Below are 17,059 nucleotides of genomic sequence, written 5' to 3' on the forward strand. Positions count from 1 at the left end.
AGCGTGACGCACGGGTCACGGGGTGTCCTGGGTGCTGCGGAGCGCTGCCGCCGCGGTCGTCTCGGCCGCCGTCGTCGTGGCCGGCGGCGACGTCGTCGGTTCCTCCGGTGGCGGCGCTGCCGTCGTCGTGGGGGTAGCCGGGGGGTTCGATCGCGGCGTGGTCGGGGTGCCGGCCGTGGTGGCCGGCGGGTTCGGCCGGGTCTGGGTGACGGTCAGCGTTGCGGTCGCGGTGGGACTCGCTGTCCCGTCGTCCGGCCGTCCCGCGGTGGCGGAGTCGGTGGGGGTGGTGCTGGGACCCGCCTCGGTCTCCTCGTCGGGTGCGTAGTCGTCGGCCGCCACGTAGAGGACGACCTCGTCGCCCCGGTCCAGTGGCCCACGGGGTGGGGTTGCGGTGACGACCGTGTCTTCGGCCAGTTCACGTCCCACCAGTGCCAGCTGGTCCTCGGTGGCGTCCTCGGTTCTGACCACGAGTTCCAGGGCAGTGAGCTGCTCGGTGACCTCGTCCACGGGGTCGCCGACGTAATAGCTGATGTCGAAGTCGATGCCGCCGGTGGAGTTCGTGCTGGCCGCCTGGGTGTCGACGACGGGCGGGGTGTCCTGGTCCGCGGTGTTCTCGCCGCCGCCACCGTTGGTGAGCACGGCGAAGAGCCCACCGGCCACGGCCAGCACGAGCACGACCGCGCCGATGGCCAGCAACACCCGGCGGCGCCGGGCGGCGGGGTCCGGCTCGTCCTCGTCCCACGCGCTGCCGGACCAGCGGTCCTCGTCGGCGGACCCGGCGGCGAGCGGCGGCATCGTCCGCGGGGCGGTCGCCGGGCCGCGGACGGCGGCGGGGTCGGTGGCCGGCAGCATCGTCGTCGAGACGTCGTCCTGGCCCAGGACCGTGGTCAGCGCGGTGCTCGGAGGCGCCTGCCCGCCCGCGGCGACCTGCCGGACGACGGCGGCGAAGGCGCCGCCGTCGGGGAAGCGGGCCGCGGGGTCCTTGGCCAGCGCCCGCTCGATCAGCGCGCGGACCGGCCGGGGCACGTCGGCGGGCATCGGGGGCGGGGGCCGGTTGATCTGGGCCAGCGCGATCGCGACCTGGGACTCCCCGTCGAAGGGGCGCACGCCGGCGATGCACTCGTAACCCAGCACGCCCAGGGAGTAGACGTCGGAGGCGGCGGTGACGACGTGGCCCTGCGCCTGCTCCGGGGAGAGGTACTGCGCCGTGCCCACGACCATGCCGGTGCGGGTGAGGGGTGCCGCGTCCCGGGCATAGGCGATGCCGAAGTCGGTCAGCTTCACGACGCCGTCCGGCCGGACCAGCAGGTTCCCCGGCTTGATGTCGCGGTGCACCATGCCGGCCGCGTGCGCCGCCGACAGGCCCTCCCCGGCCTGACCGAGGACGTCGAGGGTCTGCTGGGGGGTGAGCCGGCCGCGCTCGGCCAGGATCGTCACCAGCGGCTTGCCCTCGACGTACTCCATCACCAGGTAGGCCAGGCGCTGGCCCTCCTCGGTGACCTCGCCGTAGTCGTAGACGGAGGCGATGTTGGGGTGGGACAGGGCGGCGGTGTGCCGGGCCTCGTTCCGGAAGCGGATGAGGAAGTTGGAGTCGCCGGTGTACTCGCTCTTGAGGATCTTCACCGCGACCGCCCGGCCGAGGGTGAGGTCCTTGGCCTGCCACACCTCGCCCATGCCCCCGGTGGCGATCGGGGCGGTGATCTCGTACCGGCCGGCGAGCACCGTGCCCACGCGCACGGCCATCAGCCGCCGGCCCCCAGCCGGGCCTCGATGACCTGACGGGCGATCGGCGCGGAGGTGTCGCCACCGGTGCCGCCGCTGTTGCGGACGAAGACGGCGACGGCGATCTGCGGGTCGTCGGCGGGGGCGAAGCCGATGAACCAGTTGTGCTCCGGCCGCTCGCCGTCCTGCGCCGTGCCGGTCTTGCCGGCGACCTCGACCCCGCTGATCCGGGCGCGCCGGCCGGAGCCGTTGTCGACGACGCTGGTCATCATCTCGGTGAGCTGCTCGGCGACGTCGTCGGAGAACGGCTCGGAGAGCACCTCCGGCTCCGTCTGGTCGATGACGGTCAGGTCGGGGGCCTGCACGGAGTCGACCAGGTAGGGCTTCATGAGCACGCCGTCGTTGGCCACCGCGGCAGCGATCATCGCGGCTTGGAGTGGGGTCAGGGCCACGTCGCGCTGGCCGATGGAGGTCTGCCCCAGCTCGGCGTCGCCGTCGATCTCACCGATCGTGCTGGCGGCAACGGTCAGCGGGATCTCTCGGCGTTCGTCGTCGATGCCGAACGCCTCGGCCATCTTCCGGATCCGGTCCTCGCCGAGCTCGATGCCGAGCTGGGCGAAGGCGGTGTTGCAGGAGATGGTCAGCGCGTCGATCAGGGGCTGCTCACCGCTCGGGCTGCAGGCCGAGTTGCCGAAGTTCGGAAGTCGCTGGGACGTCCCCGGCAGCGTGTAGTCCTGCGGTGCGGGGATCACCGTCTGCGGCGTGTAGTCGCCGGTGGCCAGCGCCGCGGCCGAGACGATCACCTTGAAGATCGAGCCGGCCGAATACCGCTCCTCGATGGCGAAGTTGGTCACCTGGTCGTCGGTCAGCGACTCCCGGTAGGCGCGGATGGCCTGCGGGTCGTGGCTGGACAGCTGGTTCGGGTCGTACGTCGGGGTGCTGGCCAGGCCCAGGATCGCGCCGGTCGAGGGGTCGAGCGCCACCACGGCGCCGGCGAGCCCGTCGTCCAGCCCGGCCAGGCCGTCCATCGCGGCCTGCTGCACGGCCGGGTCGATGGTCAGCTCGACGTTGCCGCCGGCCGGGTCACGGCCGGTGAAGATGTCGGTGAGCCGGCGGAAGGCCAGCCGCGGGTCGGTGCCGGCCAGCACGTCGTTCGCCGCGTCCTCGATGCCCTCGCGGCCGTAGATGAGCGAGTAGTAGCCGGTGACCGGGGCGTAGAGCGGCCCCTGCGGGTACTGGCGCAGGTACCCCAGCCGGCTGCCCTCGCTGGGCACCGAGGTGGCGACCTCGTTGCCGGCGACCACGATCGACCCGCGCTCCTGGTCGTACTCCTCCACCAGGCCACGGTTGTTGCGCTCGTCGCCCCGCAGCGAGTCGGCGCGGATCACCTGGATGACGTTGACGTTGACGATCAGCAGGGTGAACAGCACCAGCACGCTGATGGCCACCTTGCGCAGCGGCGCGTTCACGGGCGGACCACCTCGGTCGGGGCATCGGTCAACTTCTGCTGGGTGGCCGGCGGTGGGGTGGCAGGGCGGCGGGCGGCGTCGCTGATCCGCACCAGCAGCGCGACCAGGCCGAAGTTGGCCACCAGCGAGGACCCGCCGTAGGCCAGGAACGGCGTCGTGATGCCGGTGAGCGGCAGCAGGCCGGTCACGCCGCCGAGGACGACGAACACCTGCCAGGCCACCGCGAAGGACAGGCCCGCGGCGAGCAGCTTGCCGAAGTTGTCGCGGACGATCAGCGACGTCCGCAGCCCCCGCTCGACCAGCACCAGGTAGAGCACGATCACCGCGACCAGGCCGAACAGGCCCAGCTCCTCACCGATCGCCGCCGCGATGAAGTCGCTCTTCGCGACCGGCACCATGTCGGGGCGCCCGCGCCCGAGGCCGGCGCCGAAGATGCCGCCGGTGCCGAGCCCGAAGAGGGACTGCACGACCTGGTAGCCGCCCTCGTCGATGGTGCCGAAGGGGTCCAGCCAGGTGTTCACCCGCACGCGCACGTGGCCGAACAGCTGGTAGGCGATGAAGGCGCCGCCGGCGAACAGCGAGAGGCCGATGACCAGCCAGCTCGCGCGCTCGGTGGCGACGTAGAGCATGACGACGAAGATGCCGAACAGCAGCAGCGAGCTGCCCAGGTCGCGCGCGAAGACGAGCACGAGGATCGACGCGGCCCAGGCCAGCAGCACCGGACCGAGGTCCCGGCCCCGCGGCAGTTCCAGGCCGGCGACCTTGCGGCTGGCCAGGGCGAGGACGTCGCGCTTGTCGACCAGGTAGGCGGCGAAGAAGACGACCAGGCAGATCTTGGCGAACTCGCCGGGCTGGATCGAGAAGCCGGCCACCCGGATCCACAGCTTGGCGCCGTTCACCTCGGAGATCGAGTCCGGCAGCAGCGCGGGGATGGCGATCAGGACCAGACCGACCAGCGCCAGGGTGTAGGCGAACCGGGCCAGCACCCGGTGGTCGCGGACGACGACCAGGACGGCGGCGAACAGCACCAGCCCGACGGTCGCCCAGAGCAGTTGGACCGGGGCGTCCTCGCGGGTGGCGGTCGCACCGATCTGCTCACCGGAGATGTCCAGCCGGTGGATCATCACCAGACCCAGCCCGGTCAGCACCGCGGCGCACGGCAGCAGCAGCGGGTCGGCGTAGGGCGCGAAGCGCCGGACGACGACGTGCGCGACCACCCACAGGGCGGTGAACCAGGAGCCGAAGGTGGCGAGCTCGGGGCTCAGCGAGCCGGTGACCGTCAGGTCGACGATGCACTGGGCGGCCAGCGTGATCAGCACGGCGAAGCCCAGCAGGGCCAGCTCGGTGCCCCGCCGGGTGGGGACGGGCGCGCCGGCGGCGACGGCGCGGGGGTCGGTGCCGGGGCCGGTCATCAGTCGATCTCCCGGCAGTCCACCCCCGGCTCACCCGAGCTGGAGGGCCGGGCGGCCGTGCCGGTCGGGCTCGCCGGGGCGGTGCCGGTGGGGGTGGCGGCGGCCGGGGAGGTGGTCTCGGGCGAGGGGGTGGTGGGAGGAGCCTGCTCGGTGGCCAGGGGCCCGCTGGGCGACGGTGTCGTGGTGGGTTCGACCGGGGCGGACGAGGTGGCGGCGCTCGGGACGGTCCGGCAGGGGGGCAGGCGCTGGTCGCGCAGGTTGGCGAGGATGCGCTGGGTGTCGGCCAGGTCGTCGGCCGCGATCCCGTCGGAGACCCGGCTGCGGGCGGCCTGGGTCAGGTCATTGGTGGCCAGCCCCGTGGTGTGGTCGAGCCGGTACAGGTCCAGCCCGACGATCGAGGCGTCCACGCCCCGGAACACGGCCACCTCGTCGCCGTCGTCGGCCGCGGCCACCCCGACGAACCAGTGGCTCATCACGAACAGCCAGCCACCGAAGGCCGCGGCGGCCAGCAGGACCACCGCCGTGCCGCCGATCAGCGCGGTGCGCAGCGGACGGCGGCGGAGCCCGGGCGAGGGCCCGGCGGTGGCGCCGGCCACCGGAGGGCCCGGCGAGGTGTGCGCCAGGGCAGCCCGCCCGGCGGCCGACCGCGGGTCGACCTCGCGCTGGCCGGCGTTGTCGCCCGCGGCGCCGTCGACCACCGGCTCGATCAGTGCCCCCCGGCCGTCGTCCTCGATGACGTCGGCGACGATGCAGGTGATGTTGTCCGGTCCACCGCTGCGCAGCGCCAGCTCGATCAGCCGGTCGGCCGTGGCCTGGGCGTCGGGCTCGGTCAGCGCCTGGGCGAGCGTCTCCTGGCTGACCACGCCGGACAGTCCGTCGGAGCAGAGCAGGTAGCGGTCGCCGGCGCGGGTGTCGCGGATCGACAGGTCGGGCTCGACGTCCTGGCCGTTGAGAGCCCGCAGCAGCAGTGAGCGCTGGGGGTGGCTGTTCGCCTCCTCCTCGGTGATCCGGCCGTCGTCGATCAGGCTCTGCACGAACGTGTCGTCGTGGGTGATCTGGTGCAGCTCGCCGTCGCGCAGCAGGTAGGCGCGGGAGTCGCCGACGTGGCACAGCGCCACCCGGGCGCCGGCGAAGAGGATCGCGGTGAGGGTGGTGCCCATCCCCTCCAGCTGGGGGGACTCCCGGATCACCTCGCGCAGGTGCTCGCTGCCGTCGAACACCGCCGACCGCAGCGCCTGGAGCATGTCGCCGGAGGGGGCGTCGTCATCGAGGTGCTCGAGCGCGGCGATCACCACCTTGCTCGCGACGTCACCGGCGGCGTGGCCGCCCATGCCGTCGGCGACGGCGAGCAACCGCGGGCCGGCGTAGACCGAGTCCTGGTTGGTGCCGCGGATCAGCCCGCGGTCGGAGCGCGCGGCGTAGCGCAGGACGAGGCTCATGAGCGGAGCTCCAGCACGGTCTGCCCGATCCTGATCGGCTGGCCGGGGGACACCAGCAGCGGCCCCTGCACCCGCTGCTGGTCGAGGTAGGTGCCGTTGGTCGACCCGAGGTCCTCGACGTACCACTGGCCGCCGCGGTTGGTCAGCCGGGCGTGGCGCGAGGAGGCGAAGTCGTCGGTCAGCACGAGGGTGGAGTCGTCGGCGCGGCCGATGAGGATGGCCTGGTCGCCGAGGGTGATCCGGGTGCCGGACAACGGGCCTGCGGTCACCACCAGGTGCTTGGGCCCGCCGCGCCTGCGGCCGGCCTGCGTCCGCGGGGGCACCGAGGCGACCCGGCCGGCGCGGCCGCCGAACAGGTCGGCGCGGACCACCCGGAAGGCGGCGAAGATGAACAGCCAGAGGAGCAGGAGGAACCCGAAGCGGAAGGCCTGCAGGACGATCTCAGCGGGCACCCTGACCCCCCGGGACCGCGATCACGCGCCGTCCTGCCGGTAGACCAGCACCGAGTGGCCGATCCGGATGACGTCGCCGTCGGCCAGCTCCTGCCGGGTGACCCGCCGGCCGTTGACCAGCGTGCCGTTGGTCGAGCCCAGGTCCTGCACGGTGACCTGGCTGCCGGCCAGCTGGACGTCGGCGTGCTTGCGGCTCACCCCGGTGTCGGGCAGCCGGACGTCGGCGTCCGTGCCGCGGCCGAGGACGTTGCTGCCCTGCTCCAGGACGTGCTTGGTGCCCGGGCCGTCGACGACGAGCACGTGGCTGGTGCGCTGGCCGGCGTCGGGAAGGGGGGCGCCGGCCAGCGGGGGGAGCGGCGGCAGGCCCGGGTGGGCGCTGGGGGCCGGCTCGGCGCGGTGCGGTGTGCCGCCGTCGCCCACGTGCGAGGAGACCTCGAAGACACCGGTGCGCAGCTCCTCGTCGCGCTCCAGGTGCACCTCGATGTCACCGAAGGTCTGGTAGCCCTCCGACTCGACGTGCTCGGCGACCATGTCGGCGAGCTCGGCGGCCAGCTGCTCGGACCACTCGGCGAGGTTGTCGTGGTCGGAGGGCCCGAGGGTGACGGTGAAGACGTTGGGGGCCAGGACGCGTCCCCCGCCCATGACCGAGCGCTGCTCGTCGGCCTCGCGCTGCAGGGCGTGGGCGATCTCGGCGGGGTGCACCTTGCCCTTGAAGACCCGAGCGAAGGCGAGGCCGACCATGCCCTCCAGCCGTCGCTCGAAGCGCTGCAGCACACCCACAGTCGCTCCTCCGCCCTCTGTCGACCTCCCGCTGCCTGGACGTCGATCGTAGCCGGGGGACGTCCCCCGGACCGGTCGCACACCGCAGGCGCTCCGGACGATCTCGTCCGTCCGGGATGGAGGTCCTTGTCTACCAGCGTCGCGCCACCGGGGTGGCCGCCGCGCCGGGAGAACCGGCACCGCGCGGTCCCCCGGGGGGTGCCGTCGGGCGCACCGGACAGGCTGCTACTGTTCTTCCTCGCCAGGGCAAGTGGCGGAATGGCAGACGCGCACGGTTCAGGTCCGTGTGTCCGAAAGGACGTGGGGGTTCAACTCCCCCCTTGCCCACGCACACGTTGGGCCCCTCCCGAACGGGAGGGGCCCTTCGTCGTCTCCGGGGTCAGGGTCTGTTCGTCACCTGCTCGGCGAACTCGATCACCTGCGCCCGGGGTCGGTCAGGCGGTGCCGCTGCGCCCCTGCAGGAAGGCGGCCGAGTCGTAGTAGGTCCGGACGCCGGACAGCTGCTCCTCGTCGCCCTCGATCAGGGTGACCCCGCGGTAGGTGAACGGCTTCCCGTCGCGCAGCGTGCCGGTGGAGGTCCACTCCAGCGCGGCGCTCGACTCGCCCACCACGGTGTGCGTGAACGTCGTCTCGATGTCACCGAAGACGTCGCGGTAGTCGGTCCAGAACGTCTGTGCGCCCTCCCGGCCCCGGGTCTGGTGGTGCTCGTCGAGCTTCACCAGCTGGGTGTCGTCACCGGCGAGCTCGACGAGCGGGCCGGGGTCGCGGTCGGCGTCCAGGCGGTGCAGTGCGTCGGCGAAGCGGTCGGTCATGGTGTGCACGGGGGTTCCTCCGGGGGATGGGCCTCTGCTGGGCTCGGACCCGTCCGCTACCCGGTCCGGACCCGGTCGACCCGGGACACGCCCGGATCAGTCCCGGTGGCCGTGCGGGAGCCGGTGCGCATCCCCGGACCCCTGTCCCCGCCCGGCACCCAGCGTCTGCACCGCGAGCACGATCCCCCAGGGGCCGATCACCCAGACCGGCCAGAAGTAGAGGAGCTGCCCCGAACCCCAGGAGCTCATCGCCCAGACGGTGAGCACGATGAGCGCAGTGGCTCCCCAGCTGCCCCAGGCGGCGCGCAGCGACGAACCGCCGGCCCAGGCCTGCGCGCCCCAGTTCCCACCCCAGGGGAGGCCGCCGCCGGTGTGCGCCGTCGCCGGACCACCGGTGCCGGCCGGCCCGGCCGCCGGGGCGACCAGCTCGGTGCCCGCGGGCTCGTCGGGCAGGTCGGCGGTCAGCGGGGTCAGGTCGCCGTAGGTCTTCGCCTCCCACGCCCGGGTGAGCCGCTCGTCGTACTCCTCGACCGTCAGCCGCCCGGCGGACAGGTTGCGGCCCAGCACCTCGGCCACCGCGGCCCGGTCGGCGTCGGCAGCGCGGAGGTGGGGCTCGGGCATCGGACGCTCGGGCATGGGTCGCTCCTCGGGGGTCGGTGCCGTCCCAGTCTGCTGTCCGGGGTGCGGCCGGGGCCACTGACGTCTGTCACCAGTTCCACGTGGAACAGCCCACGGGTGGTCGGTGCCCTGTGGTGAGCTGTCCGCGACCCGCACGAGGAGGACCGGATGACCCCGCACCCCGACGCGTCCACCGGCGCGCTGCCCTGGCCCGACGCCGAGCCCCGCGAGGTCGCCGTCGCGGTCGGCGCGGCCGAGCTCGTCGTCGACCTGCGGGGCGGCGGGCCCCGGCGTCTGGCCGTCGGGAACTGGGAGGTGCTCGACGGCTACCCGGCCGGCACCGTGCCGGCCGGCCGGCGGGGCGGCGTGCTGGTGCCGTGGCCCAACCGGCTGCGGGACGGGCAGTGGTCCTGGCGGGGGCGTGACCTGCAGCTCGACGTGGTCAGCGGGTCCTCGCCCAACGCGGTGCACGGGCTGCTCACCGCCCAGCCGTGGTCGGTGCTCCGGCAGGCGGGTGACGCGGTCAGCGTCGGCACCCTGCTGGAGCCACGCCCCGGCTACCCGTTCCGGCTCGCCGTCGCGATCGACTACCGGCTGGCCGACAGCGGCCTCACCGTGGCCGTCCGGGTGCGCAACGCCGGTGACGCCGAGGCGCCGCTGGGTGTCGGCATGCACCCCTACCTGCACGTCGGCGCCCCGCAGGAGGGCGGCCTGGCCGACGCCGAGCTGTCCGTGCCGGCGCGCACCGCGCTGGAGGTCGACGGCGGGCTGCCCACCGGCGCCCGACGGCCCTTCGACGGCGCGATCGGCCGGATCGGCGACCGGCAGCTCGACGACCCGGTCACCGACCTGGTCCGGGACGACGACGGCTGGGCCCGGGTGGGGCTGCGGGGGCCGGCGGGCGCGCTGGAGCTGGCCGTCGACGGTGCCTGGCCGTGGCTGCAGGTCTTCTCCGGGGACACCCTGCCGGCCGGCCAGCGCCGCCGCAGCCTGGCGGTGGAGCCGATGACCTGCCCGCCCAACGCGCTGGCCGACGGCGTCGACCTGGTCGTGCTGCCCCCCGGCGGGGTGTGGTCGGGCACCTGGACGCTGCGCTGGTCCCCGGCATGACGGCGCGGGTCCGCGAGCTGTGGCGCTACCCGGTCAAGTCGCTGCTCGGTGAGCGGCTGAGCGGCGCCGACGTCGGCGCGCAGGGGATCGCCGGCGACCGCGGCTGGGCGCTGTTCGACGTCGCCACCGGTCTGGGGCTCACCGCCCGCCGGGTGCCCGAGCTGCTGTTCGCCGCCGCCCGCAGCCGACCCGACGGGTCCGTGGCGGTCGTGCTGCCCGACGGCACGGTCACCGCCGACGACGCCGTCCTCTCGCGCTGGGTGGGGCGAGAGGTCGTCCTCCGGCGCGCCGCGGACGTCGCGGGCGCCCGCACCTACGAGAACCCGTTCGACGTGACCGGGGACGAGGAGGCCGGCTGGGACCCGTTCCAGGGGGCCGACGGGGCCTTCCACGACAACGCCGGTGCCCGGGTCACCCTGGTCTCGACCGGCACCCTCGGGAGCTGGGACCCGCGCCGGTTCCGGGCCAACGTCGTCCTCGACGGCGCGGGTGAGGACGACTGGGTGGGCACGTCCGTCCTGGTCGGGGCGGTGGCCCTGGACGTCGTGGACCGGGTGCCCCGCTGCGTGATGGTCACCAGGCCGCAGGCGGGCGGCATCGCCCGGGACACCGGGGTGCTCCGCACGGTGCACCGGCAACGCGGCGGTGCGCTGGCCGTCGGCGCGCTCGTGACCCGCCCCGGCCCGGTGTCCGTGGGCGACGAGGTGCGCCCCGCCTGACCGGCCGGCGGCCCGCGGGGGAGGATCGACGCCGTGCGCACCATCGAGCTCCGCTCCGGCGAGCAGTCCATCCGGCTGGGCCAGCTGCTGAAGCTGGTCGACGCCGTCCCCTCCGGCGCCCAGGTCAAGGACGTGCTGACCAGTGGCGACGTCCGGGTCAACGGGGAGCCCGAGGATCGCCGGGGCCGTCAGCTGCGCACCGGCGACGTCGTCTCGGTGGCCGGCCAGGAGGACGTCCGGATCGGCTGAGGCACCCCGGACCTGTGCTGTTGCTGTGCGCGGTCCCCTGCGGAGAGTGCTCCTGTGCGCGTGGCGCGCTGAGTTAACCCAGATGTCACATGACCCGGGTGCAGACGAGCTGATCGCGGGCATGGGGGTCAGTGCCCGGGCGGCGGTGGTGCGGACCCGCCGCCCGGGGAACATCCCCCGGCGGTCAGCCCGCGGCGGGCAGCCGCAGGTCGGCGACGAGGGCCCGGTGGTCGGTCCCGGGCACGTGCACCACCTCGAAGCCCTCGACCGCGATCCGCGGGTCGACGAGGACGTGGTCCAGGGTGAGCCGCGGGTGCGGGAACCGCATCGGCCACCACGTGGCCCGGAGCGCCTGACCGGTCGCCGCGGCGGCGTCCACCCAGCCCCGGCCCAGCAGCCGCCGGAAGGCGGCGTGGTCGGGGGTGGCGTTGAAGTCGCCGGCCAGCACCCGCAGCACCGCCGGCTCCGGATCCGGCAACAGCCGCAGGTCCGCCACCCAGCGGGCGACCTGCGCGGGGGAGCTGGTCGGTGGGTGCGTGTGCACCGCGGTCACCTCGACGTCGGGGGCTCCCGGCACGGCCAGCAGGGCCGCGGGCTGACCGAAGCGCCCGGGCACGACCGTGCGCTCCCGGACCTCCCACCGGGTCCAGAGCGCGCCGCCGGCGCCGGGAGGCTGACCCGCAGCGGCCGGCACCACGTGCCCGGCGGGGAGCAGGTCGGCCACCCCCGCTCCGAGCAGGCCGGTCACCGCCTCGGGCGTGACCTCCATCAGCGCGAGCACGTCGGCGTCCCGGTCCGACGCGAGCGCCACCAGCGCGTCGGGGTCGGCCCGGCCGTGCAGCATGTTCGCCGACACCACCCGTAGCCGCGGCCCCTGCGGCGGCGTCTCCGGGGTGACGGGCGTCGTCCGCCGGAGCACCGCGCCCGCCAGCACAGCGGCCGATGCCCCCGCCAGCACCGAGGCACCCCGGGAGCGCGCCGCGAGGGCCGTGGCCAGCGGCAGGGCGCTGGTGGCGGCGGCGTAGTGGGTGAACGCCAGCGCGGGTACGAGGGGGAAGCCCCGCTCGGCACCGGTCGCCCGGAGCGCGGCCGCGACGGCCCAGGGGACGGCGAACGCGGGGGGAGCCCAACGGCGGCGGGCCCGGGGTCGGTGGGGCAGGGCTCGTCGGGTCAGGGCTCGGCGGGACACGGCGTCCATGGTGCCGACCGCGGTCCGGTGGTCATCGTCGGGTGCGTCGTTCACCTGCGTGCGGTAGGACAAGGGGCTGAACGGCGGCTGCCCGGACGGGGAGGGTCGCCTGGACGAGAGGCGGAGCGTGGCTGTCGAGCACCTGGAGATCGAGCGCAAGTTCGACGTCGAGGAGGCGTTCGTCCTGCCCGACCTGGGCGGGGTGCCCGGGGTCGACGCGGTCGCGGAGCCGGTCACGCACGACCTCGAGGCGGCCTACCACGACACGGCGGACCTGCGACTCGCCCGCGCCCGGGTGACCCTGCGCCGCCGCACCGGCGGCACCGACGCCGGCTGGCACGTCAAGCTCCCCGCGATCGCCGGTGCGCGCCGTGAACTCCACTCGCCGCTCGGCCGCGCGACCAAGACCCCGCCGAAGGCCGTGCTGGAGCCGGTCCTGGGCGTCGTCCGTCGCGCCCCGGTCGGTCCGGTCGCGGTGCTGCGCACCCGCCGGGTGGTCACCGAGCTGCGGGACGCCGAGGGCCGGGTGCTCGCCGAGGTGGCCGACGACCACGTGACCGGGACCGCCCTGCCGGCTGGACCCGGTGACGCCGCCGTCGTCACCACGTGGCGGGAGGTCGAGGTCGAGCTGGTCGACGGCGACGAGTCGGTGCTCGCCGAGGTGGCCGCGGAGCTGGTCGCCGCCGGCGCACGCCCGGCGTCGTCCCCGGCGAAGCTGTCCCGGGTGCTGGCCGACCGGCTGGCTGCGGTCGGCGGTCCGCCGGACCCCGCCGTCCCGGCCGCCGGAGGCGGGAAGAAGGCCGCGAAGAAGGCGGCGAAGAAGGCTCGCACGCTGCCGGTGGGTGAGGTGCTGCGGAGCTCGCTCGCACAACAGGTGCGCGACCTCCAGGACGCCGACCTGATGGTGCGCACCGGTCAGCCCGACGGCGTCCACCAGGTGCGGGTCGCCTGCCGGCGGCTGCGCAGCACGCTGGCCGCCTTCCGCCCGGTGCTCGACCGGACGCGGACCGACCCGCTGCGCACCGAGCTGGCCGCGGTCGGTGCGGCGCTGTCGCCGTCGCGGGACGCCGAGGTGGCGCTGGCGCACCTGCGCGAGCTGGTGGCCCAGCAGGCCGACGAGCTGGTGCTCGGGCCGGTCGCCGCCCGGTTGCAGCAGAACGCGGTCCAGGACGAGCACGACGGCGACGTGCGGGCCCGCAAGGCGCTCGCCGCCCCGGCCTACTCCCAGCTGCGTGACGACCTGGACGCGCTGGTCGCCGAGCCGCCGTTCACCGCCGATGCCACCCGGCCGGCCGCCGAGGTGCTCCGCGAGGTGCTCGGCAGGACGACGCACCGGCTGCGGAAGGCCGTCGACGCGGCCGTGGACGCCGAGGACGACGAGGCGCTGCACGACGTGCGCAAGGCGGCCAAGCGGCTGCGCTACACCGCCGAGGCGGCGCTGCCCGTGCTCGGCGCACCGGTCAAGGACCTGATCTCGGTGCTCAAGGGCGTGCAGGACGTGCTGGGCGACCGGCAGGACACCTTCGTGACCCGGCCGCTCTGCCTGCAGCTGGGCCTGCAGGCGCACGCCGCCGGGGAGAACGCCTGGACCTGGGGCCGGCTGCACGCGCTGGAGCAGGCGCGTTGCGAGGAGGCCGAGCGGGAGTTCTGGCTGCGCTGGCCGGGGCTCCGCCCGGTGATGAAGGCGGCGACGAAGTAGCGTCGCAGCGCCACCTGCCGCGACCGAGGAGTCCCGCTGTCCCTGATCGGTCTGCTCGGTTTCGGCCTGACCGTGCTGCTCGCCATGGCGCTGCTGCACGCCTACCTGTGGTTCCGGCTGGTGCGGGGCACCACCCGCCCGGGCCGCGCCCGGCGGTGGCTGACCCTCCTCACCGTCCTGCTGGCGGTGCTGCCGGTCGCCGCCGTGCTGCTGCGCCGGACGCCCCTCCCCGAGGGGGTGACCACCCCGCTGGACTGGGTCGGCTACACCTGGCTCGGCCTGGCCTTCTACGCGTTCCTGGCGGTGCTGGTCACCGAGCCGATCCGGCTGGCCGCCCGGCTGCTGGGCCGACGCGACCGGGCGCAGGTGCCGGTCGCCGACCGGGCCACGTCGACCGGGGCCACGTCGACCGGGGCCACGTCGACCGGGGCCACGTCGACCGGGGCCACGTCGACCGGGGCCACGTCGACCGGGGCCACGTCGACCGGGGCCACCGCGACCGACGCGCGGCCCCAGGCCGCCGGCGCGCCCGACCCGGTGAGCCGGCGCCTGTTCCTGGCCCGGACGCTCGCCGTCGGGGCCGGTGCGGTCGCGCTGGGCACGGCGGGCACCGGGGTGGTGCTGGCCAACTCCGCGCCCGTCGTCCGGCGGGTGCCCATCCGGATCCCGCGGCTGGACCCGGCCCTGGCGGGGCTGCGGATCGTCACCTTCTCCGACGGGCACCTGTCCTCCACCTACGGTGGCCGCCGGTTCGAGCGGGTGGTCGAGACGGTCAACGCCCAGCGACCCGACGTCGTCGCGATCGTCGGTGACCTGGTCGACGGCGAGGTCGACCAGCTGCGCGAGGACGTCGCCCCGCTGGCCGACCTGGTCAGCGAGCAGGGCGTCTTCTTCGTCACCGGGAACCACGAGTACTTCGTCGACACCACCGCCTGGCTGCGGCACCTGCCCACGCTGGGCGTCGAGGTGCTGCGCAACGAGCGGGTGGAGCTGCGCCGCGGCGGCGCCGCGGTCGACCTGGCCGGGATCGACGACCGCACCGCGGCCGCCTCGGGGGTGCCCGGCCACGGAGCCGACCTGGACGCCGCGCTGGACGGCCGGGACGACGCGCGCCCGGTCGTGCTGATGGCGCACCAGCCGGTGCAGGTCGAGCAGGCGCGGGCGGCCGGGGTCGACCTGCAGCTGTCCGGGCACACCCACGGCGGGCAGCTGTGGCCCTTCGACTACGCCGTCCTGCTGGACCAGCCGGCGGTCGAGGGCCTGTCCCGGCAGGGCGACACCCAGCTCTACGTGACCGCCGGCGCCGGCTACTGGGGGCCGCCGATGCGGGTCGGCGCCCGGCCGGAGGTCACCGTGATCGAACTGCAGCCCGGGGAGGTGCCCTGATGACCGGGCTCGGGGAGATCGACGACCGGCTGGCCGCGGCCGCCGAGCGGTGCCGCCGGCTGGTGCACGCGCAGGCCCGGGCGGAGCAGCTGGCCGCCGAGGCGGCCGAGCTCGACGTCCGGCTGGCGGAGCTGGCCGACCGGGCGGGCGCCGAGGCCGACGACGTCCGGGCGCTGGAGGGCGTGTCGCTGTCCCGGGTGCTGGCCGCGCTGCGCGGCAGCCGCGCGCAGGACCTGGACCGGGAACGCGCCGAGGCCGACGCCGCCCGGTTGCGGCTGCAGGAGGCCGTGGCGCTGCGCGACCGGCTGGACCGCCAGCTGGACCGCGTCCGGGCCGAGGAGGCGGAGCTGGCCGACGCCGGTGCGGAGCTGGCCGCCGCGACCGAGGCGAAGGACGCCTGGCTGCAGGCGTCGGGCACGCCGGTGGGCCGTCGGCTGCTGGAGCTCGCCGCCGAGCGCGGGCAGCTGGGCGCGGAGTCGGTGGAGGTCGAGGAGGCCCTCGCCGCCGCCGGCGGCGCCCGGGACGCGCTCGCCCGGGTGCACGACCGGCTCCGCTCGGCGCGGTCGTGGTCGGGCTGGGACACCTTCCTCGGCGGCGGTGCGCTGGCCAGCTCGGTGAAGCACGACCGGCTGGACCAGGCCGCCGCTGCGGCTGCCGACGCCGACCAGCAGCTCAGGGCGCTGGCCCGCGAGCTCGTCGACGTGCCCGGCGCGGCGGTCGAGCTCCCGGCGCTGGGGATCGGCCAGCTCACCCGGTTCGTGGACATCTGGTTCGACAACGTGTTCACCGACTGGCAGGTCGGCGAACGGATCGACGCCTCGCTGGCCCGGGTCGACGAGCTCCGGCAGCTGGTCGACGGGGTCGGCGCGGAGCTCGACCGGCGGGCCGCCGACCTGCACATGCGGCTGGGCCGGCTGGCCGACGAGCGGGCCGCGCTGCTGCGCTGAGGAGCGCGGCCCCGTTCCTCAGCCGGTGAAGGCCCGCAGCTCGGCCAGCCGGGCCGGCGGGACGGTCTTCAGCCGGGCGACGGCGTCGGCGAGCGGGATCAGGCCGATCTCGGTGCCCTGCAGGGCCACCATCTGCCCGGTGTGCCCCTCGTGCGCGGCGATGGTGGCGTGCATGCCGAACCGGGTGGCCAGCACCCGGTCGAACGACGTCGGGGTGCCACCCCGCTGCACGTGCCCGAGCACCGTGGTGCGCACCTCCTTGCCGGTGCGCCGCTCCAGCTCGTCGCCCAGCTGCTGGGCGACGCCGGTGAACCGCTTGTGGCCGAACTCGTCGAGACCGCCCTCGCGCATCGGCATGGTGCCGGGCAGCGGCGTCGCGCCCTCGCTGATCACGCCGATCACGTGCCGGTGCCCCCGCTCGAAGCGGGCGGTCACCATCTGGCAGATCTCCTCGATGTCGAAGGGCTGCTCGGGGGTGATCACCAGGTGCGCGCCGGCGGCGAGACCGGAGTTGAGCGCGATCCAGCCGGCGTGCCGGCCCATCACCTCGACCAGCAGCACCCGCTGGTGCGACTCGGCCGTGGTGTGCAGCCGGTCGATCATGTCGGTGGCGATGCTGACCGCGGTGTCGAAGCCGAAGGTCAGGTCGGTGCCGTCGATGTCGTTGTCGATCGTCTTGGGGACGCCGACCACCGGCACACCCTCGGAGGACAACCAGGCCGCCGCGGTCAGCGTGCCCTCACCACCGATGGGGACGAGCACGTCGACGCCGTGCGCGTCGAGCACCTCACGCATCCGGCCCAGGCCGTCGCGCAGCTTCTGGGGGGCCACCCGGGCGGAGCCCAGGATCGTGCCGCCGCGGGTGAGCAGGTTGTGGACCAGTGGCCGGTCCAGCACCATCGAGTCGTCCTCGAGCAGCCCGCGCCACCCGTTCCGGAAGCCGACGACGGTGCTGCCGTACTCCTTCTCCGCGGTGCGGACGACCGACCGCAGGACGGCGTTGAGGCCGGGGCAGTCGCCCCCGCCGGTCAGCACTCCGATGTGCACGTGGCTCTC

General features: G+C 74.9%; 16 protein-coding genes and 1 tRNA gene. 7 read left to right on the forward strand and 10 right to left on the reverse strand.

The window, feature by feature from the left end; genetic code table 11:
• Window positions 1-15: 15 nt before the first annotated feature.
• The 6 genes from JD78_RS17565 to JD78_RS17590 are packed head-to-tail and all read right to left on the reverse strand — an operon-like array spanning window position 16 to window position 7,274.
• Window positions 16-1,743, reverse strand: a complete 1,728-nt coding sequence (locus JD78_RS17565; protein WP_208104138.1) for a protein kinase domain-containing protein — start codon at window positions 1,741-1,743, stop codon at window positions 16-18.
• Entirely contained in the window at window positions 1,743-3,191 is a 1,449-nt protein-coding gene (locus JD78_RS17570; protein ID WP_166521258.1) for a peptidoglycan D,D-transpeptidase FtsI family protein, read from the reverse strand. Before JD78_RS17570 ends, JD78_RS17565 begins: the two co-directional genes overlap by 1 nt.
• On the reverse strand, window positions 3,188-4,603 hold the full coding sequence (locus JD78_RS17575; protein ID WP_153361962.1) for an FtsW/RodA/SpoVE family cell cycle protein: 1,416 nt from the start codon (window positions 4,601-4,603) through the stop codon (window positions 3,188-3,190). The genes JD78_RS17570 and JD78_RS17575 overlap by 4 nt, the downstream gene beginning before the upstream one ends.
• Complete coding sequence (locus tag JD78_RS17580; RefSeq protein ID WP_166521259.1) at window positions 4,603-6,042, reverse strand: PP2C family protein-serine/threonine phosphatase; 1,440 nt, start codon at window positions 6,040-6,042, stop codon at window positions 4,603-4,605. Before JD78_RS17580 ends, JD78_RS17575 begins: the two co-directional genes overlap by 1 nt.
• Complete coding sequence (locus tag JD78_RS17585) at window positions 6,039-6,494, reverse strand: FHA domain-containing protein FhaB/FipA (protein WP_153361961.1); 456 nt, start codon at window positions 6,492-6,494, stop codon at window positions 6,039-6,041. The genes JD78_RS17580 and JD78_RS17585 overlap by 4 nt, the downstream gene beginning before the upstream one ends.
• A gap of 21 nt (window positions 6,495-6,515) precedes the next feature.
• Entirely contained in the window at window positions 6,516-7,274 is a 759-nt protein-coding gene (locus tag JD78_RS17590; RefSeq protein WP_153361960.1) for an FhaA domain-containing protein, read from the reverse strand.
• Between the two features lie 244 nt (window positions 7,275-7,518).
• On the opposite strand from JD78_RS17590, the gene JD78_RS17595 reads away from it, so the two are divergent.
• Window positions 7,519-7,601: transfer RNA gene (locus tag JD78_RS17595), tRNA-Leu, on the forward strand.
• A gap of 107 nt (window positions 7,602-7,708) precedes the next feature.
• Here the strand turns inward: JD78_RS17595 and JD78_RS17600 are convergent.
• A complete protein-coding gene (locus tag JD78_RS17600) occupies window positions 7,709-8,086 on the reverse strand; it encodes a nuclear transport factor 2 family protein (protein ID WP_153361959.1) in 378 nt (125 codons plus the stop codon).
• 96 nt (window positions 8,087-8,182) lie between these two features.
• On the reverse strand, window positions 8,183-8,722 hold the full coding sequence (locus JD78_RS17605; RefSeq protein WP_243731073.1) for a DUF1707 SHOCT-like domain-containing protein: 540 nt from the start codon (window positions 8,720-8,722) through the stop codon (window positions 8,183-8,185).
• 150 nt (window positions 8,723-8,872) lie between these two features.
• Here JD78_RS17605 and JD78_RS17610 point away from each other — a divergent pair, with 150 nt between their 5' ends.
• Genes JD78_RS17610 through JD78_RS17620 form a run of 3 tightly spaced genes read left to right on the forward strand, consistent with a single transcriptional unit; the run spans window position 8,873 to window position 10,782 of the window.
• A complete protein-coding gene (locus JD78_RS17610; RefSeq protein ID WP_153361958.1) occupies window positions 8,873-9,814 on the forward strand; it encodes an aldose epimerase family protein in 942 nt (313 codons plus the stop codon).
• Window positions 9,811-10,533, forward strand: a complete 723-nt coding sequence (locus JD78_RS17615; RefSeq protein WP_153361957.1) for an MOSC domain-containing protein — start codon at window positions 9,811-9,813, stop codon at window positions 10,531-10,533. Before JD78_RS17610 ends, JD78_RS17615 begins: the two co-directional genes overlap by 4 nt.
• A 33-nt stretch (window positions 10,534-10,566) precedes the next feature.
• Window positions 10,567-10,782: an RNA-binding S4 domain-containing protein gene (locus JD78_RS17620; RefSeq protein ID WP_153361956.1), complete on the forward strand. Its 216-nt coding sequence runs from the start codon at window positions 10,567-10,569 to the stop codon at window positions 10,780-10,782.
• 184 nt (window positions 10,783-10,966) lie between these two features.
• Here the strand turns inward: JD78_RS17620 and JD78_RS17625 are convergent, their stop codons facing one another.
• Entirely contained in the window at window positions 10,967-12,025 is a 1,059-nt protein-coding gene (locus tag JD78_RS17625) for an endonuclease/exonuclease/phosphatase family protein (RefSeq protein WP_228395355.1), read from the reverse strand.
• Window positions 12,026-12,098: 73 nt separating this feature from the next.
• On the opposite strand from JD78_RS17625, the gene JD78_RS17630 reads away from it, so the two are divergent.
• The 3 genes from JD78_RS17630 (at window position 12,099) to JD78_RS17640 (ending at window position 16,003) form a co-directional block, all read left to right on the forward strand.
• On the forward strand, window positions 12,099-13,670 hold the full coding sequence (locus tag JD78_RS17630) for a CYTH and CHAD domain-containing protein (protein ID WP_153361955.1): 1,572 nt from the start codon (window positions 12,099-12,101) through the stop codon (window positions 13,668-13,670).
• Between the two features lie 72 nt (window positions 13,671-13,742).
• Window positions 13,743-15,056 (forward strand): metallophosphoesterase, encoded by a 1,314-nt coding sequence (locus JD78_RS17635; RefSeq protein WP_243731074.1) that lies wholly within the window; start codon window positions 13,743-13,745, stop codon window positions 15,054-15,056.
• Window positions 15,056-16,003 (forward strand): coiled-coil domain-containing protein, encoded by a 948-nt coding sequence (locus tag JD78_RS17640; protein WP_153361954.1) that lies wholly within the window; start codon window positions 15,056-15,058, stop codon window positions 16,001-16,003. Before JD78_RS17635 ends, JD78_RS17640 begins: the two co-directional genes overlap by 1 nt.
• Before the next feature lie 18 nt (window positions 16,004-16,021).
• On the opposite strand, the gene JD78_RS17645 is transcribed toward JD78_RS17640, so the two are convergent.
• Window positions 16,022-17,050, reverse strand: a complete 1,029-nt coding sequence (locus JD78_RS17645) for a 6-phosphofructokinase (RefSeq protein WP_153361953.1) — start codon at window positions 17,048-17,050, stop codon at window positions 16,022-16,024.
• Window positions 17,051-17,059: the final 9 nt, after the last annotated feature.

This window comes from Modestobacter roseus (genome assembly GCF_007994135.1).
Lineage (GTDB): Bacteria > Actinomycetota > Actinomycetes > Mycobacteriales > Geodermatophilaceae > Modestobacter > Modestobacter roseus.